This window comes from Arthrobacter mangrovi (assembly GCF_026011795.1).
GTDB lineage: Bacteria > Actinomycetota > Actinomycetes > Actinomycetales > Micrococcaceae > Crystallibacter > Crystallibacter mangrovi.
Map to the genome: position 1 here is coordinate 72,319 of NZ_BRVS01000027.1, position 19,982 is coordinate 92,300.

General features: G+C 63.5%; 18 protein-coding genes. 6 read left to right on the forward strand and 12 right to left on the reverse strand.

Translation table 11 applies throughout. The features are described from left to right. Window positions 1-25: 25 nt before the first annotated feature. The 4 genes from AHIS1636_RS18085 to mobC form a co-directional block, all read right to left on the reverse strand. A complete protein-coding gene (locus AHIS1636_RS18085) occupies window positions 26-1,099 on the reverse strand; it encodes a PDDEXK nuclease domain-containing protein (protein ID WP_264797245.1) in 1,074 nt (357 codons plus the stop codon). A gap of 248 nt (window positions 1,100-1,347) precedes the next feature. After that, window positions 1,348-2,577, reverse strand: coding sequence for a hypothetical protein (locus tag AHIS1636_RS18090; protein WP_264797246.1), 1,230 nt, complete (start codon window positions 2,575-2,577; stop codon window positions 1,348-1,350). Window positions 2,578-2,608: 31 nt separating this feature from the next. Further along, window positions 2,609-4,249, reverse strand: coding sequence for a relaxase/mobilization nuclease domain-containing protein (locus AHIS1636_RS18095; RefSeq protein ID WP_264797247.1), 1,641 nt, complete (start codon window positions 4,247-4,249; stop codon window positions 2,609-2,611). Window positions 4,250-4,252: 3 nt separating this feature from the next. After that, window positions 4,253-4,642 carry a plasmid mobilization relaxosome protein MobC gene (mobC, locus tag AHIS1636_RS18100; protein WP_264797248.1) on the reverse strand — a complete coding sequence of 130 codons (390 nt, stop codon included), beginning with the start codon at window positions 4,640-4,642 and terminating at the stop codon, window positions 4,253-4,255. Between the two features lie 215 nt (window positions 4,643-4,857). On the opposite strand from mobC, the gene AHIS1636_RS18105 reads away from it, so the two are divergent. Further along, a complete protein-coding gene (locus AHIS1636_RS18105; RefSeq protein ID WP_264797249.1) occupies window positions 4,858-5,163 on the forward strand; it encodes a hypothetical protein in 306 nt (101 codons plus the stop codon). Window positions 5,164-5,777: 614 nt separating this feature from the next. Here AHIS1636_RS18105 and AHIS1636_RS18110 read toward each other — a convergent pair. The 4 genes from AHIS1636_RS18110 to AHIS1636_RS18125 form a co-directional block, all read right to left on the reverse strand. Continuing rightward, on the reverse strand, window positions 5,778-7,130 hold the full coding sequence (locus AHIS1636_RS18110; protein WP_264797250.1) for a ParB/RepB/Spo0J family partition protein: 1,353 nt from the start codon (window positions 7,128-7,130) through the stop codon (window positions 5,778-5,780). 628 nt (window positions 7,131-7,758) lie between these two features. Next, window positions 7,759-8,109: a DUF3846 domain-containing protein gene (locus tag AHIS1636_RS18115; RefSeq protein WP_264797251.1), complete on the reverse strand. Its 351-nt coding sequence runs from the start codon at window positions 8,107-8,109 to the stop codon at window positions 7,759-7,761. An 87-nt stretch (window positions 8,110-8,196) separates the two neighbouring features. After that, window positions 8,197-8,628, reverse strand: coding sequence for a hypothetical protein (locus AHIS1636_RS18120; RefSeq protein WP_264797252.1), 432 nt, complete (start codon window positions 8,626-8,628; stop codon window positions 8,197-8,199). 1,029 nt (window positions 8,629-9,657) lie between these two features. Beyond that, window positions 9,658-10,242, reverse strand: a complete 585-nt coding sequence (locus AHIS1636_RS18125; RefSeq protein WP_264797253.1) for a hypothetical protein — start codon at window positions 10,240-10,242, stop codon at window positions 9,658-9,660. A 514-nt stretch (window positions 10,243-10,756) separates the two neighbouring features. Here AHIS1636_RS18125 and AHIS1636_RS18130 point away from each other — a divergent pair. Continuing rightward, window positions 10,757-11,428, forward strand: coding sequence for a hypothetical protein (locus tag AHIS1636_RS18130; RefSeq protein WP_264797254.1), 672 nt, complete (start codon window positions 10,757-10,759; stop codon window positions 11,426-11,428). Window positions 11,429-11,637: 209 nt separating this feature from the next. On the opposite strand, the gene AHIS1636_RS18135 is transcribed toward AHIS1636_RS18130, so the two are convergent. The 4 genes from AHIS1636_RS18135 to AHIS1636_RS18150 all read right to left on the reverse strand — a co-directional run bounded on the left by AHIS1636_RS18135 (window position 11,638) and on the right by AHIS1636_RS18150 (window position 15,721). Then, the gene (locus tag AHIS1636_RS18135; RefSeq protein ID WP_264797255.1) at window positions 11,638-12,360 is read right to left on the reverse strand and encodes a sulfite exporter TauE/SafE family protein; all 723 of its coding nucleotides are present in this window, start codon (window positions 12,358-12,360) and stop codon (window positions 11,638-11,640) included. Next, complete coding sequence (gene pabB / locus AHIS1636_RS18140; RefSeq protein WP_264797256.1) at window positions 12,360-14,294, reverse strand: aminodeoxychorismate synthase component I; 1,935 nt, start codon at window positions 14,292-14,294, stop codon at window positions 12,360-12,362. The genes AHIS1636_RS18135 and pabB overlap by 1 nt, the downstream gene beginning before the upstream one ends. A 153-nt stretch (window positions 14,295-14,447) precedes the next feature. Next, the gene (gene folE / locus AHIS1636_RS18145; protein WP_264797257.1) at window positions 14,448-15,080 is read right to left on the reverse strand and encodes a GTP cyclohydrolase I FolE; all 633 of its coding nucleotides are present in this window, start codon (window positions 15,078-15,080) and stop codon (window positions 14,448-14,450) included. Window positions 15,081-15,106: 26 nt separating this feature from the next. Next, on the reverse strand, window positions 15,107-15,721 hold the full coding sequence (locus AHIS1636_RS18150; RefSeq protein ID WP_264797258.1) for a TetR/AcrR family transcriptional regulator: 615 nt from the start codon (window positions 15,719-15,721) through the stop codon (window positions 15,107-15,109). Between the two features lie 155 nt (window positions 15,722-15,876). Here AHIS1636_RS18150 and AHIS1636_RS18155 point away from each other — a divergent pair, with 155 nt between their 5' ends. The 4 genes from AHIS1636_RS18155 to AHIS1636_RS18170 are packed head-to-tail and all read left to right on the forward strand — an operon-like array spanning window position 15,877 to window position 19,912. After that, a complete protein-coding gene (locus AHIS1636_RS18155; protein ID WP_264797259.1) occupies window positions 15,877-16,740 on the forward strand; it encodes a 3-methyl-2-oxobutanoate hydroxymethyltransferase in 864 nt (287 codons plus the stop codon). Between the two features lie 29 nt (window positions 16,741-16,769). Continuing rightward, window positions 16,770-17,627: a methylenetetrahydrofolate reductase gene (locus AHIS1636_RS18160; RefSeq protein ID WP_264797260.1), complete on the forward strand. Its 858-nt coding sequence runs from the start codon at window positions 16,770-16,772 to the stop codon at window positions 17,625-17,627. A 26-nt stretch (window positions 17,628-17,653) separates the two neighbouring features. Further along, window positions 17,654-19,024, forward strand: coding sequence for an MFS transporter (locus tag AHIS1636_RS18165; protein ID WP_264797261.1), 1,371 nt, complete (start codon window positions 17,654-17,656; stop codon window positions 19,022-19,024). 6 nt (window positions 19,025-19,030) lie between these two features. Further along, window positions 19,031-19,912, forward strand: a complete 882-nt coding sequence (locus AHIS1636_RS18170) for a 3-methyl-2-oxobutanoate hydroxymethyltransferase (RefSeq protein ID WP_264797262.1) — start codon at window positions 19,031-19,033, stop codon at window positions 19,910-19,912. Window positions 19,913-19,982 lie beyond the last annotated feature (70 nt).

A 19,982-nucleotide genomic window follows, 5' to 3' on the forward strand; every position in this document is an offset into this window, starting at 1 on the left:
AGCTGGGGCAGGACAGGCTTGTCAATTACCTGGCAAGTCCCCCTATGTCCTCGCCATCAGCTGCGCTTTGAACGTTCCCCTGTTCGAGGGCCGCTGTGATTGCTTCGGGAGAAGGGAGCGCTTCACGTTCCTCGGGTGGAAGCTTGTCGTACGTATACGAGGTAACGGCAATGGGTTGAGAGGACCCATCGAGCGCGTAGCGGACTGTTGGCTCGTGTTTGGATCCGCAGACGAGGATCCCGACAGTGGGCGCCATCCCGGGGAACTTCACAAGGTCGTTGACGGCGGCGACGTAGAAGTTCAGCTGACCAAGGTGTTCTGGTTTGAACCGGCCGGCCTTTAATTCGACGACGACGAACCGGTTGGTGGGTACGTGTACGAGGAGGAGGTCGATGTAGAAGTCTTCGCCTTCTACATCAAGGTGGTACTGGCGGCCATAGAAGGCGAACCCTCTACCGAACTCAGCCAAGGTCTGGGACATGCGCAGCGTCATGGCCTGCTCGATGGCGAGCTCCTCGGCCTCTTCGGTGAGTCCCAGGAAATCGAGTACCAGTGGATCTTTTGCGACTTCCCGGGCCAGATCACTGCCTTCCCCCGGAAGTCTCGCCTCAAGGTTGTTTGGAGCGGCAGCTTCGCGGGAGTGGAGCTGTGTGAGGATCTGGTGTTCCAGCACAGCAACCGACCATCCGTGCTCGACGGCTTTTAAAGCGTACCAACGGCGCAGCCCGTGTTCGTTGAGCTTGTTCAGGAGGGCCACGTTGTGGCTCCAACTCAATTGTCCAGACGGAGTCTGGACAATTGGTTCCGGCCCCTTCCAAGCGGCGGCGAACGCCCGCATGTTGTAGAGGTTTGTGCGGGAAAACCCCTTCATATGCGGAAACTCTGCACGAAGGTCGCGCGCGAGCCGGTCCAGGACCTTGCTTCCCCACGGTTCAGTCGCCTGCTTGTCGAGGATCGTTCGGCCAAGGTTCCAGTAGAGCTCAACCATGGCGGTATTTACGGCGCGTTGGGCACGGTGCTGGGCTTCCTGAACGAGCACTTTCAGCGCCGACAACACGGCCGCATAGTCTCCAGGTAGTTCAGGTTCGAGCTCGGTCATGGATTCCACAGTAGCCGGACGTTCCGGCTGTCTTCCGCGAAAAATTGTCCAGACGCCTTCTGAACCATTGGAACCGCTGCTCCAGCCGACGCTTGGTTGGACATGACTGCCGGCATGAGTCAGCTGTAATTGTGCAACAACCTGTGGCGCTCCGCTTCGCCTTGCCCAAAACCGGATCACTTCACGAGCAAACAGGCCCCCAGAGCCACGACCAAAACCATGAGGACCACCGGTTTTGTCTTTCGGGATTATCGGCTGGGTCCGCCTTTGGACCTTTCGGCTCCGAGGCCTGCCCCTCCACGGGTCTTTCTGGCTTTGGTCACGCCCTTGCCCATGGTGACCGCTGCGCTGGGGTGTGTGCCTTCGCTGCGGGCGGCTGCGAGGCGTCCCTGTACTTGTTGCTCTGTGGCGGTTCCGGCCAGGGAGGCAGCGAAGGCCTGGTGGTGGGCGGCGGAACCGTACTCCACCGCTGCACTGGTCTCGGCTTTTTCGGGGCGGGCTTTGGGCTGTTGGCTGTCTTCGCCTATGACCCGGTTCTCCAGTTCGTGTCCCATGCCTTGAATGCGGGCGAACAGTTCCTTTTCGGCTTGTGCGTAGCGCTGTTCCAGCGGCTGGCCCAGTGAGCCGGTGAAGCCGGCTTCGGCGAGGAGCTTGGCTTCGCGCATTTCCTTGGCTGCTTTCACGAACTCTGGATCCTGGAAGTGCGAGTCTTCGGCACCGTTGATGGTGGCCGTGGTTTCCTTACGCAGCTGGTCAATCTCGGGTCCATTGATCCCGTCCTTGCCAATAAGGAACATACGTTCCTTCACTTCGGCGTCTGCAGCTGCGACCGCTGTGTGGGTTTTCGCGTTGTGTGCCCTCTGCAATGCCTGTGCCAGGTCGGGGTTGGCCAGGTACTCGGCGGGGACTTGGTGGCGTTCCATCACGGGGGCCAGCTTTGTCGCCTGGGCGCGGAGTTCTTCGGCGCGGGCCGCTGCGAGCAGCTGCATGGCTTTTTCGTGTTCGGCGGCGGCCTTGCGCGTCTCGTCCTGGCTGTACGCCGGCTCATCCTGCCCGGCCTTTTCGGTTGCGATGGTTTCGATCCCGGATTCGAGGTAGGCGGTGTCCGAGCCGACGTCGTGGGTGTCGATGCCGTACCGGGTGAGGACTTCCCGGCGGATCTTCTCCGACGCTTCCAGGGCAGTAGGGTCGTGGTCTTTCCAGCCCTCAGCGACAGCGTGGGCGGCGGCAATGTCGGCCGGCTGCGCCTTCTCCCACCACTGGTCCTTGTGTACGGCGGCGAATGCCGCGTGCGCGGTGCTGCGCTCGGCCGCGAGCCGGGTCTGGGCTTCGTGTGCCGCCTGGGCGTCCTGGTGTTCCTGCTGCCGTAGGGATTCCTGCCGGCGGCGTGCCAGTGTCTCGGCGATGCGCGAGGCGATCAGCAAGGATTGCCGCATGCCGTTATCCAGGACGTCGTCGATGCCGTCTGCTTCACTCAAGGCTATTCCCCTTGCACTAGTGGTGTGATTTTTACCGGTCGAGGCCGGGCGCGGTGTCGCGCCGGCTGGGCTGATAGGTCTTCGCCGGTGTCGCCGGAGTGGGCGTCGCGGGCACCACGGAGCCGGGACGAATCGGGGCCATGCCGCGGAGCGCGATATCCACGGCTCTGGGGACTGCTGCTTCTACGGGCGGTTGTTCGGCTCCTACTCCTACTGGTACAGCTTTGGGCATCGTTGCAGTGAAGGGGGCCAGCTGGTTCTCGACCACTGAACGGATGCGTTGGGCTTCCCGGGCACGCCCGGATTGGGCGTGCATTTCGTACACGGCGAAGGCGGTGTTGATCAGCTGCACCATCAGCGCGGTCTGCGCCGCGGTTTTGTCCTTGCTCGCGGCGGCCATGAACAGCATCGCGGTGCCCGCGATCGACGGCAGCCGAACCGGTGCGCCGTGCCGGCGCGGGTTGCGAAGCTGCGCGGTGCGGGACAGTTCGGCCGCGGTAGCGGCCAGGGGTCCGGGCGTCGGTTCGAGCCGGTGGGACCATGCTGCGAAGGCGCCGGATACTTCCCGGGCGGCTTTCGCCCAGGTCGCGTGATCATCACGCGGGATAGCGCGGAGCCGGTCCGCCAAAGCGGTGGCGTTGCGCGTGTATTCCACCCAAGCCTCCGGGCGCGGCACACTCTGTTCGGGGCCGTTCAGGTTGGCCTTGCGCCGGTTCCTCGCCGCGGCATTCCACTCCGCTGCCGCCTCGATAGCGGCCTGCGGTGAGTCCGCCCATTGCTGGCGCAGCTGCCCCAGGGTCAGGTCGGAAGCGAGCGTTCCCCCGCCGAACCAGACCGGGCGCTCACCGCGTGGCGGGCGCTCGGCCACCGAGTAGCCGACGATGACGTCCGTGGTGTTCTTCGCATAGCGCGGGCGCAGAAGGATTCCGGTGTCGCGGGCGCGGCGGACGAACTCCGCCTCACTGACCGAAGCGCCGGCGCTGGCGCGCACCTTCCGCGCCAGCGACAGGCGGTGCATCTCGCGCTCGTCCCTGATGGCGGTGGCTTTTTCCGCCCGGTCGTAGCCGCGGGACGCGTGCACGGTGGAGAGCTCTTCCAAACCGTACTTGGCCTCCAGCGCCCGGCAGGTTTCCTGCGCGCGGTGGTAGTCGCCGTGGGTGGAGGCCTTGGTGCCGTCCTCGCGGACCAGGGACACCGCGATATGGATGTGGTGATTGCCGTTCTCGCTCGTCCCGTGGTTCACCGCCGCCCAGCGGCACTGCGCCTTCCCGCTGGCCTCGGTGAAGCCCATCGCGTCCACGAAATCGTTGGCGATATCACCCCACTGCTGATCCGTGAGCGCGCCTTCCTCGGCGCGCAGACTCAGCGAGCAGTGCCACACATTCGCGTCCTTGTACCCGACATGGATGCGCTGCTTCCGTACCGGGTCCCACTGCAGGTCCTTGACCCGCACCTCAACCCCGAAGGCCTTGCGCGGCTGGTCCAAATGCCTGGCAATCGCCAACGCATCATCCTTGTCCAGGACGCCGTCGTCGTACCAGGCCATGATCGCCGGATCCCCCGCCACCAGGTGCGGCTCCGTGTGCGCGTTCTTCGTCCTGTCCGCATCCGTCGACACCAAATAGATCATCAGGCCGCCCATCCGCGCACCGCGGGTGATGTTCGGAATCATCGGCTACATCAGCCCCTCGACGGCGCGGTCGATCCGCATCGCCACCTGCCGCACATACCCCAGCACCGCGCGCGCATCCCGCGGGAACTCCTCCCCCGCATTCGCATGCCGGGCAATCTGGTTCACGTTATTCGACACCCGCGCCAACAGCGTATGCAACGCCATCAACTCCGCCGCCGCAGCCTTCCGCTCCGTCGGCGTCTCCGCCCCCTCAGACAGCGCCGCCGAGATCAGCAGATTCGGCACCGTCACCCGCTCCCTCGCCGCACGCGCCACCAGGGCCGCTTCCTCTTCCGCCGTGACCCACAGGTCCCGGCGCTTCTTCGACCCGGCCGGCGAATTCGCACGACGCCGACGCGACAACCGGGAACCGGAAACGTTCTCTTCGCCCATCGGTCTCCCCTCTCATCCTGAAGGCCCAGCGCAGCGACCCCGCAAAACCGGGGACCACACCCCCAGTGTGCCCGACAGACAACACCCTTGTCGAAAGGATTCACCACTTACACCCGTGTAAGTGTATAGCTTGCTCCGCCGGTGCTCCGCTGCGTCCACACGTCCGGGCGCACCTTTCAGGCGACTTTTTCTGGCCCGCCATCTAAGGTTTAACCATGGCGACTATCAGTATTGAAGACACTCAGGAAAAAGCCCGGCAGCTCCTCAATTCACGCATCGAATCTGTCACTGCGCTCGTCCAGGTCCGTCAGCGGATCGCTGATCTCAAAGAGCAGCTGGCCGAGGCCGAACGCGAAGACAAACGCGCCTATGTTCGCGCCACCCGCGACGGCTGGAGTGAAGAAGAACTCAAAAAACTCGGACTGGAGAACGCAGCCGTCAAACGCCGTAAACGGGCCGCCGTACAGCCCGCTAAAACGGCGCCCGCAGCGACCGTGGAAACAGCAGACGATCCCGCCTGAACGCGTAGGACGGGAAGCTCCCACAGCCAGTAGCCCCTCGTCCACATGGGCACGGCAAAAGCTATTTCCTCCGGGCTTTTCCCGCACCCATGTGGACGACGGGACCCAGCGGACCGCCTGTACACAGCCACCACGGCACCACCGGGACATCGTCGCGTTGGGCAAGCGGTGGCCGTGCACAGCCTCTGACGGCGCGGGGCCGGGTGCGGTCAGCTTTCCCATGGCCCAAAACGCAACGCTGCCGACTCCCGGACGGCACAGCGAGGTTTCAGGCGCAGGGCAAACACAACCTTTGGGACTGACATGCACTTAAACGGAAAGAGGACCGGCTGGGGCCGGCCCTCTTCCGTCCTTCGGCAAAAGGAAATCTCGTGCTTCAGCTTAGCTGAAGGTCTCTCTCGTGGGTTGGTGCCTCACGGCGTCGTCATGCCTGGCAGCGCGGCACCTACATGGCTGGGTGGCCGGTGGCGTTTAACGGCGGTCCGCCGGTGGTGAGCAGGGGCCCGGGTTCGCCCGGGGCGGCGGACCGCCCGCCGCATGAAAGGTTTCCGGCGTGTTCGCGGTGAGTGGCCGGGGTCCTTGCCGGGCGGTGGGGTCCGCCCGGCAAGGGGGTCTTAGGCCGCTGTCTCGTCCTCGCCCGGGGTGCCGCTGTCAACGATGATCCGCTCAACCTCAGACGGCGTATATCCCCACGTGATCAGCTGTGTCAGGTAGTCGCGGTGGGTCTGCGACGGGGAGCGCCATGAGTCTTTGGCGATCGTCTTCTCATACCCTGCACAGATCAGCGCGATCAGGGAAAACTCAGGCCGTGCCATGGACTTGGCCACGTGGTCCCTCAGCGGGTTCCAGCCCCACGTCTTGGACCCTTCGGCCTTCGCTCCGACCATGCCGGCGGCGACCTCGCCGTCATAGCCGCTGGCCGTCTCCGGGTGGTGCGTGATCGCGTGAACCGTGAAGTACTGCCAGCCCTTCGGTGCCTGCTTCTTCGCCAACAGGGACTTCACAAATTCCCGGCGCACCGTCGTGGCCGAGACCATGGCCTTGTTGTTCTCGATCAGGGTTTTCCGCTCGGCCTTCTGCTCCTCCGTCATCGGCCCTTTCCGTGCACCGGTGCCGCCGTCGTAACGCTCGTATCGCGGGGTGAAACCCAGGTCCTTCCACCCGCTGATGACCGGCTTCGCGTGATGCTCACCCCGGTAGTCGGTGCTGATCACGTACGCGTTGGCGTCCTCATCGGTGGCCGGATCCCCGTCCGCCCGCAAGGCTGCGGAGACATACAGGTTCTCCTCCTCGGCGTAGTATCCGGCGTCCTCCACCACCGTCTTGCCCCGGGCCGTGAGTTCTTCACGGAGCGCGGCGAGGGCCGCGACGCTGTCGCGGCGGTCGCGCAGCAGCTGTGCGACGTGCAGCAGCTGGTCGGGTTCGTCCGCGAGGACGGACTCCAACTCGGCAGTGGCGTCCTCATCCCCTTCGAACTCGGCCATGATCAGCGCCTCCTCGATCGACCAGCCCTTGCCCAGGGCGGCGGCACCCGCCACGGAGGCTTTGGCCTTCAACGCGCCTTCGACACTGGTCCTGGTCCGTCCGGTCTTCTTCGCGATGGCGGCCGCCGAAACCCCGATCAGGGACAGCTGGTGGTACGCGTCGGCTTCATCCGCTTCCGTCAGTTCCGCGCGCTGGATGTTCTCCACCACCTGCGTCACGATGCGTTCTGCCTCCTCCGGGGACTCGATAATCATCACCGGAATCAGCGGCCGTGCGGCTTCCACCGCCCCGCGGGTGCGGCGCTGGCCCATCAGGACATGCACCGTACCGTCGTCCTTGCGGTGCGCGATCACCGGCTCCATCACGCCGTGCTCCCGAATGCTGGCCACGAACTCAGCAGTCAAGGCTGCGTCCTTGCGGACATTCACGTCCACGGTCAGGGTGGCCGGGTCGAGCATTTCGAGCGTCGGTGTTGCGTTCATGTGGTGTTGCTCCTTTTTGCCGAAAGGTTGGCGGGTAAGGCGATCGTGGTGACCGGCCAGCGTCCCCTCTCCCCCGCCGCGTTGTTTGTGTTGCTGGCACGAAGTGCTCTACGGGGCCGACGGAGGCGTCTCCTCCCGCCCAGGGCAAGGTGCCGGGAATCTTCGAAAGGAAATAAGCGACCCAGGAGCGCCGTCGAAGATTTCCGGTGCCGCAGGGCCCCGGAGGAACGACGGGGTCAGGAGCTTGAGCCGGAGCGGACCGTATGATCCGCCAGGACAGCCACAAAAACGTCGTAGACACAACAGGTCCGGGCACGGCGGAGCCCTGCGGAGCCGGGACCGGACCCAACAGCCGGCCACGAAGCGAAGCGCAGTGGACGCCCTTATCGGGTGCGAGCCCCGCGAGCACCCGCTTCCCGGTCACCACGGATCTCGCCCCGGGTTCGCCCCGACGGGGTCTTGCCGCGCACACCGGGTGGTCTGTGCAGGCAGCTGGCGGGAATGGCGGTCCGCCGCCGGCGACCAGCCACCCGACCCGGCCACTGGCGGCGGACCGCCCGCGCACCTCCGAAAGGGGCGATAACCCGGGCACCCACCTACTCATGCGAGTAAGCGGGTGCCCGCCGTCTTAGGCCGTTGCCGGCTGCAGTCCGAAGAGCTGCTGTGCAAGGTCGATCAGGTCCCGGGGTACGTCGCCCTCGTCCCCGTCGGGGGTCTCCCCCAGGAACACGGCATCCCCGCAGTACAGGTCGGCCAGCACCCCGGTTTCCTCCAGGACCAGCAGGCCGGCACGGCGGTTCGGGGCAAGGCCCAGGATTTTGCCTTCCTCATTCAGGTAGAAGTGCCAGTCCCCACCGCTCACGGCTTCAATGTTGCCGCCAACCAGGGTTTGCAGGGTCTCCAAACCCGCGTCGATGGTTTCCACGCGGGCCGGCTCGTTCAGGTCCGCCGGGATGATCAGGGCGGTACAGGTGCTCATCAAGGTTGCGTCCTCTCAAATGATCGTCTCTGAGGATGGCGCGGTGCCCCGCCGCACGAGGCGGGGCACCGGCTGGTGAGGGGATGGTTAGGCGGCGTCGTAGATGGTGCAGGGCGTGCGGTAACGGCCTGGCAAGTCCGCCACGGCCTCGGGCAGGTCTTCCGGGCCCTGCGCCTGCCCGTTCTTCCAATGGAAGAACGCCTGCTCCGTGATCGCTTCCCAAAAACGCGCCTTGGTCCGGTAGAACGTCGTCCGCACATCGCCCTCACAGTACGTGGCCATGCCGAACAGGTTGCCGGTCTCATCGGCGGTGCGGATCCCCGCGACCATGACATACGGCCACTGGCCAAGGTCCCAGCCGTCACACCCCCAGCTGGGGATCACGGACCAGCCGTGTTCACTGATCACGTCCATCCAGTCGTAGCCGTCGTTCATGTGGTAATCCACGAGCACCGGAACGTCACGGATGGTTTCGCCGGTATCGACGGTGGTCACGGTCCTGATGGTGACTGCATTCATGTGGTGTTGCTCCTTTTTGCCGAAAGGGTGGCGGGTGAGGCGGCTTAGGTGACCGGCCAGCGTCCCCACTCACAGTTGTTTTGGCTGCTGGCGAAGCTTGCGGAGCTGTGGCCGACGGAGGCCTGTCAACCCGCAGGGCAAAGGCCGGGAAATTCCCGAAGGAAATCAGCGACAAAGGAGCGCCGCAGGGAAATTCCCGGACCGCAGGCCCCGACGAAGGAGGGGCTAGACCGGCCGGAGCGGACACGTACAATCCGACAGGACAGCAGCCAAAACGTCGTAGACAAAATCAGGTCCGGGCACGGCGGAGCCCTGCGGAGCCGGGACCGGACCCAATCAGCCGGCCATGCAGCGAAGCGGAGGGGCCGCCCGATCCAGTGCGAGCCCCGCGAGCACCCACCTGACCCGAAGCTGCAGCCCGGCTTGAAACCGTAAAGCTCCCACCTAATCCCCCAGCCCCAGAGCGGGGATCCTCTACGAGGGAGAGAACCATGCGACTACGGAGCCTCTTTCAGCCGGCGCCCAAAATCCGCCGTGAGGGACTCCTCCCCTACTGCGCCAAACCCGCCCGAAGGACCCGAACAGCTAACGCCGGAGCAACTGATGGCTCTGAAAGACGCGTGGTCGGAGCTCAGCAGCGCAGCTGAGGCCGCCGGCGTGCGAAGCATGCGGGCATGTACGCATAACGGGAGCGCATGGCAACAGAACGCCGCGGCTATCCGCAGCATGGCTGCCATGATCAGGGAAGTCCCCGGACCGGAAACAGCTGCATCAGCGGACGATAGGCCAGTGCGCTAACTGGCTCTCAACGGATCACACAGACCAACCCCACCAACGGACTTAGCCCTTAGGCCTGCAACCACGCTCAATGGAGAGCCTGAAGTTTGAGAGGACCTAGTGCTTCCGGCGCCTAGGCGACTTGCCTGTTGGATGACGGCCGACTATCGTAATGATTGCCCGCCATTGCGATGGAATGGGAAGAAGGCCCTTGAACCCCAGCCGGACGACTGGATCTTGGGCCTTTCGTGTTTAAGCCGAGTCTGGCGTCGTCCGTTCAAGTATCAGAAGATCTTTCAACGCCTCGTAGTAGGCGTCATGCCCGAGGTGCTTTGCATTAATGGCACCAAGGAAAATGTCAGGTATCCATAGAAGCGGATCATCACCCCCACGGCAGTGGCTAATGGTGAAGTCACGATCGACGACCTTCTGACCTCTAAGAGCCACGAGGTGAGCGACGTCCTTTTGGTTCTGGGTAGGCATCCGCGATTCACAGACAACTTCCCGGACACCCATCGAAGCCAACTCATAGTAGATCGTTTCTAGGCACTTCCGTCTGAAACGTTCGGTCTTGTTTTGTCGTTGACTCATGTGGGTCACAACCGCTGTCATGGGTGTCAGCTCGCTCACCGCCGCAACGATCTTCTTCCGGCGTGCGTCACTTTCGTCTGTCCAGTGGAGTTTGATTTGTCCCTTGAGACGCAAGGACAGCAGCTGCTCCCGAAGCTCTTCGGCCGAGTCCTCAGGAACGACTGCGGCGCACACCAGGTACTGCTGTGAGTCTTCTGACCGGATGGCAGAAGATTCATCAAGGTAAGCACGAAGTTCTGAAGGCATAAGAGACACGCATCTGAGTAGGGGGACGGACGAGTGAACACGTAGAACTGTATGAGCGATCGTGCCGTCTATCCACTAGAATGATTTGACGGGTAAAGCCGCAAGTGAGATAGATCAATATTGAGATGTCATGAAGAGCTACTGGCGGCTTTAGACGTTCAATATTAGATGTAGAAAGGCTCTCGAAATTAGCATTGTCCCCTTGGACTTTTCCCGGCTCCCCACCCCCAAGGACCGCCAGGCCTACGCAGCGAGACTGGGCAGGCTAACCGGCAGCTACGGCGAGTCCGTCAAGCGCGCGACCAGGACCATTCACACATTTCATGGGAAAGGGCCCCTGCTGGCGCGTGGCTTCCGCCTCCGTCACGAATTCATCTACCGCGGCGAAGCCCCAGCCGGTGATTTCTCGGACCGAAGGGTCCCGCCCCGCCATCTTCGCCCACCTTCTACTGAGATTTCGTCAAGCCGTGGTTCAACTCTCAGGCTCTATCTCACGGCCCTAGCCATTGCTCAGATGACCAAAACGGCCGGTGGCCACCCGCAGTGGTTACCCGTCGTAGGGAATACCGGCCGGCCTGGCTGGACTGATCTGGTCGCAACTGACGCTGTAAGAGCGGGCAACGGGCTGACAACGCTCGAAGCGAAGGACAAGAGAGCCCGGTCCGTCCGGGCAAGCTTCAAAAGTCTGGAGAGGGCGAACCTCATTCGGTTTGCCAGGTCAGAGGGCAAGCGAGGGGACTTCGAAAATTACGATCTACTAGACGAGCGCGGATCCAGCGGTGAACAGCAGCTCTATAAAGTGCCAGGCCTCAAGGAGCCCCTAACCACCTTGCCATCCGGGTTCGTTCTGAATTCCTGGATCCACGTACTGGAGGACTCGGAACTCGCGCTCCTACTCATGATCGCTTGTGGCATAGGGAGCCTGCCCGGGCCCTTCGTCAGCATCCCAGCCGAAACCAGGCTCCTGCACTACGGGATTGGCCGCGATCCGTATTCCCGTGCCCGAAAGACCCTGGAGTTGTTTGGCTTACTAAACGTGGAGGAAGTGAAGCGTCACCGCGACGGCAAAACGGAAGGAGGAGAGAATCATTTCCTCCACAAGTTCCAACTCAGAAGAGAAGGCTTCGATGAAGAGGCTCTGCCTACTGTCATCGCCATCCTAAAAGAACAGCTGGCAAGGACATAAGCAGGGCAGGACTCATGCTCCTGCTGGACGCTTCCACGGTCGTCCCGGCTACAGCAGTAAGGCAACGACACCTCGACATACTCACGGTTATCGGCACCCCAGTTTGTTCTCGCGTGGATGGATCAACCTTGGGTGCCGGCCAGGAGTGCCGTTGCTTGGCCGACCACAGCCGAGGCTCAGAAAACCGTAAGTATGCGGTTTTGTTCACACTACCCGAAGAGGCCTCTGAGCAAAGTTGCCGCTCCCCCTGCCAAGGAGAAACCTGTGACCAACCGCATTGCTCGTTTCTCCGGGACGGCGCGTGAAAGAAAGTGCCCCGTAGTGGCCCCGGCAAGCAAGGCAACAGCTGAGGAAACCCATACGGCTGGACTCAGTTCAGCTGATCCACGCATGACGAGGGCGAGGATGTTGGAACCCAGAAAATATACCTGCACGGTTCCGACGAATGTCATGAATGCCCATCCATCGGCGACCGAATGCGCCGCGAGAATCGGTCCGCCAGTCCCCGCGGTCACGTTCATGCCGCCGGATAATAGGCCCGTCAGGAGTGCACCCCGTCTGCCTTGCAGGGATCGCAATCGGACTCCGCTCAGGACCAGACCCACCGCCAGCATAATCAGCAGACCAACCGCGACCATGAGCGCCGGTGCGGTCATGAGAGCGACAAGTTGCGCTCCAATTACCGTTCCGGCCAGGCTGCCCAGGAACAGTTGGACCGCCCTTTCCCACAACACGTAGCGCCAGGTCCTGCACAACACTGCCGCTGCAAGGACGGCGTTCAGTACGAGACAAAGCGTCACACCGTTGAACGGTCCCATGACCAACACCAAGACCGGCGCTGCTACCAGGGTGAAGCCCAATCCCGTCACCCGCTGTGAAACCGAGCCCAGGAAGACCGCCAATCCGGTCAGGCCCAGTTCAAGCGGTTGCATCAGACTGACCTGCCGGGGACTTCACTGAACAACTCCGATGAAGGCAAGGCCCGAGACTCGCTGCGGCAATTGCCCGGATTCCTCTGGGGGAAGACAGTTCCCAGGGCCTTCAGTACCCCGCGGGCTTTGTCCTGGATTTCCTCATATTCGGCCGCAGGGACCGAATCTGCAGTAATGGCTCCGCCGATTCCCAGGGAAAGGCACTGGCGCGGGGTTCCCTCCCCGTCAGCGGGTTGATCGATGACCAGGGTGCGGATGACGACGGACAGATCACAGGCCCCGTTGGCCGAGAAGTATCCGATCGCTCCTGAATACACGCCGCGCGTGCCTGCCTCCAGCCCGTCAAGAATAGCCATCGTCCGGGGTTTCGGCGCCCCGGTCATCGAGCCAGCAGGAAAGGCCGCCGCCACCGCGTGGGCACGCCGGATGCCGAACCGGAGTTTTGCACTGATGGTGCTGACCATTTGGTGGACGGTGGCGTAGCTTTCGATGGCGCACAACCGCTCAACCTGGACCGATTCCGGTTCCGCGGAGCGTGAGAGGTCATTGCGCATCAGGTCGACAATCATGATGTTTTCGGCGCGGTCTTTTTCCGAAGAAGCCAATGCTTCGCGTAGCGCCCGGTCGATCACGGGATCCGCATGCCGTGGCCGGGTTCCCTTGATCGGCTCGGCCGTCATCAGGCCGTCGCTGTCGATCTGGAGGAACCTTTCCGGGGAGGTACTGGCGATCCGGAGGCTGTCGAAGGCCAGATAGGCCGCGAACGGGGCCGGATTGTGTCGGCGCAGCAGCCGGTAGACCTGCCATGGTTCGACCGGTTGCTCCGGCTCGGCCACGAGCTGGGTGGTCAGGCAGACCTCGTAGGAGTTTCCGTTGGTGATTTCCGACTTCGCGGCCAGGATCTTGCCCAGGTACTGCTGCTCGTCGTCCAGGCAGCGAAACTGGAGCGTCCGGCCAACGGGTGCAGCATCATCCGTGCTGCAGGCAATCCGGCGGTTCCCCCTCCGGATCCGGGACAGCCTGTGCAGCGCCGCCGCCGCGCCCGCCTGCCAGGATCCGGTATCCAACCCGGGCCCGCCGGGTACCAGCGACATTATGTAGGAGCAGCGTTCGGCATGGTCGATGACGACGGCACGGCTGGCGAAGATAAGTGCGGCGTCAGGGGCCCGGTAACGGGCGAAGCTCACGGCGCGTAGCGGGACGGCGCCTCCGGTTTCCCGCTTGAGTTCATAGCCGAGGTATCCCAGCCATCCCAAGGCAAACTGTGAGGGAAATGCTCCTGGTGCCGGTTCCAAGACCTTGTCCCAAGCGCCGGCAAGCCAGTTGAAGAAGGGAGAACGCACCCGTACCTGCAGTTGTGCGGAGGACACGGTGGTCATCCCGGAGAAGTGCGTCACATACATGCCGAGACTGCCTGAGTCATCGGCCAGGATGCTGAAGCGGTTGCGCGGCTGCGGCGCTGTTTCCGCGTTTGAACTGTCCAGCCAGACTGCCCGCGCGGAGGAACGGAACAAGACGTCGAAGGCATCCTCGGCGTCCGGGTACGCTTCAATTTTCCGGACCTGCAAATCCAGGTGTGGAAGCCGGATACGCTCGGCGATTTTCAGCGGTGCGAGCTGTGGCAGCGATCCCACGGCAACCATCACGTGGTACGTTGCCCAGGCCTCCAGTGGCCCGGCCCCTCCGGCAGGACGGCAGGTGAGCACCAGATCTGCATCCGGCAAGGGATCCGCCGGGCCCTCCGGCCCGAAGGTCCCTGCCTGCAGGACCGCGTCGAGGTCCCAGGCACGCCGCTGTCCGGAGACGCCCTCGCCCTCGACGAACAGAACCGCCGCGTCCCGGAAGGATTCTTCCGGGGTCTGCGCAGTATAGGGCGCCTCGCCGGCATGCAGGACCGCCACCTGCAGATGAGACCCCAGCTCGGTCTCCAGCATGCGCACCAGACACGCTCTGGCCGCTGCCGGCCCGTCAATGCCTACCCGCAGTTGGTTCTTCTGGTCCGGGAACATGGTTCGGGCCCATCCCTTCCATGAATCGCACAGGTGGCCCGTCCTTTCAGGACGGGCGGGCAGTGCTGACAGTTGCGGCTAGCGGTGTCCGAGCACGAGATCGAGGAATTCCTGCCGGGAGCGGAAGTCGCTCCGCAGGATGCCTTTGACCGACGACGTCACCGTCCGGGAACCCTGCACCCGGACACCGCGCAGGGACATGCACAGGTGCTCGGCTTCGATCACCACTCCCACACCTTTGGGCTCCAGGTGTTCATCCAGCCAGGATGCAACCTGTGTGGTCAGCCGTTCCTGCACTTGGAAGTCGGAGGAAAAGTGCTCCACAATCCTGGCCAGCTTAGACAAGCCGATAAGCCTGTCCCCGGGCAAGTAGGCAACATGTGCAACCCCGGTAAAGGGAAGCAGGTGGTGCTCGCACAGGGATCGCAACGGGATGTCCTTGACCAGGACCAGACCGTCGTAGGTTCCGTCATTCTCGAAGCTCGTCGCCTCAAACGGCTCGGGGGTGAGCATTTCCGCGAACGCTGCGGCCACCCGGCGCGGTGTCCCTGCCAGATGCGGGGAAAAGGGGTCCCGCCCCAGCGCCTTCAGCAAATCCAGCACGGCGCGCTCGGCCGCATCGACGTCAATCGACGCGGGCGCCGGTTTAATCCTCAAGGGCCGCCCCTCATCCTCGATTACGGGCGGCGCGGTCTCGCTTGTAACCGACATCTGGTCCTCCCCGTCCTGCTTCGTACCTAGCCTTGCCTGGCGCTGTCGGCGGACAACCCCGCCACAACGCAATTGACGAGAGTCTCCACGAGCGCTTCATCCGGCTGCATCTTCTGCAGCACCATGCGGTAGACCAGTGGTGCTCCCACAATCGTGACGGCAGCCTCGACCGGCACCTCCGGCCGGATCTCGCCCCTGGCCTTGGCCCGCGCCACAATGGCCGTGTTCGTGGACATCTGCTGGAGTTCCATCCATTCCCGCAGGTGTGCGCCGAACACCGGATCCTCGGCGGCGACGCCGATGAGGGCGCCGAACATTTTGTCCACACCTTCGCCCCGGAACTCCTTCAGCCGCGCCTGAAGAAGCATCCGGAGTTCATCGCGGAAACTGCCTAGATCCGGAATTTCCGGTGACCGGATGATCCGGCTGGCCGCATCGATCAGCAGGCTGGTCTTGTCCGGCCAGTATCGGTAGATAGTGGCTTTGCTCGTCCTGGCCCGTGCCGCAATGGCGTCCATGGTAAGGGCGCTGCCGCCGCCTTCCTTGAGGATCGCGACGACGGCGTCCATGATTTTCTGTTTCTTGGCCTCCGTCCTGGCCTCCGCCAGGCTCGGTTCCGCTGCTGCCTGCATGGTGTTCATTCTGCCTCCTGCTTCAAATTTACCTCTTGACGGTACTGTACCGTTTCGTACAGACTGTGTGAACCGGGTCACGCCAAATGGCTCCAACGTCATTTCGAGGTGAAGAACCCGTGCTTTTAGCCTCCTTGGCTGTCCGACGTCGAAAGGAAACCAAAATGCCCGAGAACTCCGTGAAGCGCCGCAAGGTCACCATCCGCCACCTGATGGAGAAGAAGGCGCAGAAAGAGCCGATTCGCGCCATCGGCGTCTACGATGCCCCGATGGCCTCGATCGCCGACCGTGTCGGGTTCGACATGCTCGTGAACGGCAATGGCGGCCCGATGTCGCTGCTGGCCCACCAGCACCCTATGGGGGTTCTCTACGAGGAGCAGCTGGCACTGACCAAAGCGGTGAGCCGCTCCACGCAGTACGGCTTCATCGTCAGCCATCTGCCGTGGATGACCTACCACCAGTCCAAGGCGCAGGCTATCGAGAGCGGTGGACGCATGCTGGCCGAAGGCGGGGCGGATGCCGTCAAGGTCGAAGGCAACGAGTACACCGCGGAGTATGTGGCCGACATGGTACGTGCCGGGATTCCTGTCGTTGGGCACATCGGGATGCAAGCTTCCCGCAAGATTGAGCAGAGCGGCTATGGCAAGAAGGGCAGGACCGCGGAGGAGGCGCGCGATATCGTCCGCGGAGCCCGGGCCTTCTCGGAAGCCGGCGTGTGCGCCTTCATCATCGAGCAGGTTCCCAATGAGCTGACCAAGTATCTGGCCGAGACCCTGCCGCAGCCCGTGATCGGCGTCGTCGCCGGCCGTGACGGTGACGGGATCTACGAAATCAGCGGCGATCTGGTTGGCTACACCGCCTTTAAGGCGCCCAGCCACAAGCGGACCTTCGCGAACGTCGCCCCGATCATCGAAGAGGCCATGCGGCAGTTCTCCGATGAAGCCGCCGCTGGAAACTACCCGCCCAAAGAGCATGACCTGCTCATGGACCCGACCGAATACAAGAAGTTCCTGGACTTGGTCTCCTAGACGCCGGCCCTATCGAAGGATCAGACATTATGACCCGTGTGAACACCATCGACGATGCTGTCGTACAGAAAACCTGGGCGCGCCTGCTCGACTCACCCCGGTGGGAAATGGCTCCCGTGAAAAACCCTCTGCTGCTCGTCGACGACCTGCCGTCGGGTGCCACCGTGACGATGGGCTGCTTTGCCAACTCGGAGGGATTCCAAAAGTCCATCGAGCTGACGGCGGCGATCATCGCCCGCGGCTTCGAAGTCATCCCTCACCTGCCCACCCGCTCCCTGACCGGCCGGGACCACCTCAAGGATGTCCTCGACGCCTACCGCGATGCCGGAGTCGCCGACATCTTCGTCGTTGCCGGAAATACCAAGAAGCCGGCAGGACCGTATGACGGAGCGCTCGAGGCCCTGGAGGATATTGCCGCCGCCGGGTTCAGGATCGGCGTCGGCGCCTACCCCGAGGGGCACCTCTATATGGACGAGGCCGCGGCCTTTGAGCTGCTGCGCCGGAAGCAGGAATACGCCTCCTATCTGGTGACCCAGACATGTTTTGACGCCGAGGCCTTCCGCAGCTGGCTCACCCGGTTGCGCGAGGCGGAAGTTTCCCTGCCGGCGCACCTGGGCATCGCAGGTGTCGTTCAGCGCAAGGAACTCATCCGGATGGCCGGCGCTTTGGGTTTCGGCGCCTCGATGAAGTTCATCAGCAAGCAGCGATCCCTGGCAACAAAAATGATGCTGCCGGGCGCCTACGATCCCACCGGGCTACTGACCGACGTGGCCCGGGTGGCCGCTGACGCTTCACTGGGCGTATCCGACGTGCATCTGAACACCTTCAACCAGGTCGCCAGCACGCGGGCCTGGTGGGATGGACTCCGCGGGAAAACCTCGTCCTAAATACACGGCATCTCAAAGGAGAGAGCATGTCTACAGGAAATTCCAGGAACGGAGCCGGCCCGGCCGAGCCGAACCTGATGCGCCGGGTGGCCAATGCCAGCATGGCCGGCTCGCTGCTGGAGTGGTACGACTTCTATCTGTACGGCTTCGCGGCCGCCCTCGTCTTCGCCCCACTCTTCTTCCCGGAGACCGACCCGCTGCTGGGGACCCTGGCCTCCTTCGGTACCTTCGCCGTCGGCTTTATCGCCCGGCCGGTCGGCGGCATCATCTTCGGCCACTTCGGGGACCGGATCGGACGCAAGGCCATGCTGGTGATCACCCTGGTCATCATGGGCCTGGCCTCCGTAGCGATCGGGCTGCTGCCCACCTACGAACAAATCGGGATGGCGGCACCGATCCTGCTAATCCTCATGCGCATTCTCCAAGGCATTGGTCTCGGGGGCGAATGGGGCGGAGCGGTGCTGATGGTGGTCGAGTATTCCCCGGAGAACAAGCAGGGCTGGTGGGGCAGCGTCATCCAGCTGGGCGCCTGCCTCGGCCAGGCCCTGGCCACGGGACTGCTCTTCGGCTTCTCGTTCTTTCTCAGCAACGAGGCGTTCATGTCCTGGGGCTGGCGGGTGCCGTTCCTGCTCAGCGGTGTCCTCCTGGTGGTGGGCCTGTTTATCCGGCTCAAGATCCTCGAAACACCGTCATTCCGCAACGCGCAGGCCAAGAAGGAAGTGGCGCGCTTCCCGCTCGCCCTGGTGTTCCGCCGGAACTGGCGGTCCCTCCTGGCCTGTTTCGGTGTGTACCTGGGCGCCATCACCGTCCCGTTCTTCCTCCAGGGGGTGTACCTCACTTCCTACGGAACGAACACGCTGGGCCTGGACAGAAACGGCGTTCTCTTAGGAGTGGCCGCACTGCACGCGACGCTCTACTGCGCCGTCACACTCCTTGGTGGACGGATGGCGGACCGGATCGGACCCTTGCGTGTCATCCGTACGGGCATGCTGACATTGATCCCTGCCTCCGTCCTCGGGGTGCTGGTACTGGGCCCGTCCATCCCGCAGCTCATTGCCAGCATCGTCATCTTTGCCATACCCCTGTGGTGGGCCTGGGGGGCACTGCCGGCGTACTTCGCCAGATCGTTCCCCACCAATGTCCGCTACAGCGGCATCTCGCTCTCGGCGCAAGCGGCAACCATCGGCGGCGGATTCGTGCCGATCGTCCTGACCCTGGCGGTAGCAAAGCTAAACTCCGTCTGGCCGCTGGCCATGGTCGGCGGCGGCTGCGCCCTGATCGGCCTGATGCTGCTCCTTCTGGCGCCCCGCCATCCGGGCGGCGGTGCCGGGGACGGAACAACGACAGCCAAACCCCTGGCCGATGATGACACGGTCCAGGCCGGACGAAGGGACTGAACTCGAATGGAACAGAAACGCCGCAAGCTCCGGATACCGGACCTGCAGCAAAGGAAACGCAACGGCGAACCCCTCGTCCAGCTGCTGGTCACGAACCACCGGGACGCCGCCGTCGCGGACAGCTTCGGAGCGGACATCATCACCGCCTCGGATGCGGCAGGCCTGATGCTCTTCGGCATGGACAGCAGCACGGACATGACCCTCGATGACATGATCCTCGTCGGCCGCGGCATTGCCCGCAACGTCCGCACCGCGATCTGCCTGGTCGCGATGCCCTACTGGACCTACCAGGTCTCACCGCAGCAGGCCGTGGAGAACGCCGGCAGGCTCATCCAAGCCACCGGTGCGGACGGCGTTTCCTGCGAAGTCAACCGGCACCACCGGGACGCCGTGGCGGCCATCGTCCAAGCCGGAATCCCGGTCCAAGCCCACATCGGCCTGTCCAGCCAGCGCTCCGCGCAGCTAGGGGGGGTCAGGGGGCTGGGCAAGACCATGGACGAAGCCTGGGAATTCGTCGACGATGCCAGCGCCATGGCTGAGGCAGGCTGTTTCTCCATCATTGCCGAACTGCTGGCCGCCGAGGTCACCGGCCATATCGCCTCAACGGTTCCAATACCTGTGATCTCGATCGGATCCGGCGGATCCTGCGACGGCGCCGGCGGACTCTTCGAAGACCTGTACGGACTCGCCGGAACGCATGTCCCCCGCCACGCAAAGGTCTACCACACCCTGGGCCCGATGCTGGAAGAAGGCATGCAGAACTTCGTGGCCGACATCCGGGCGCGCACCTACCCCCAGCGCGAGCACTCGGTGGTCATGGAAGCGGCGGAGGCCAGGAAATTCAAGACCTCGATTACCCGCCGCAACCGCAGCACCGCGGCCTCCTAGGAGCGGTCGGGTGTGCCCGGAGAACTTCCCGGGCACACCCGACCGGCCACCAGCCGGAAAACGCGAACGA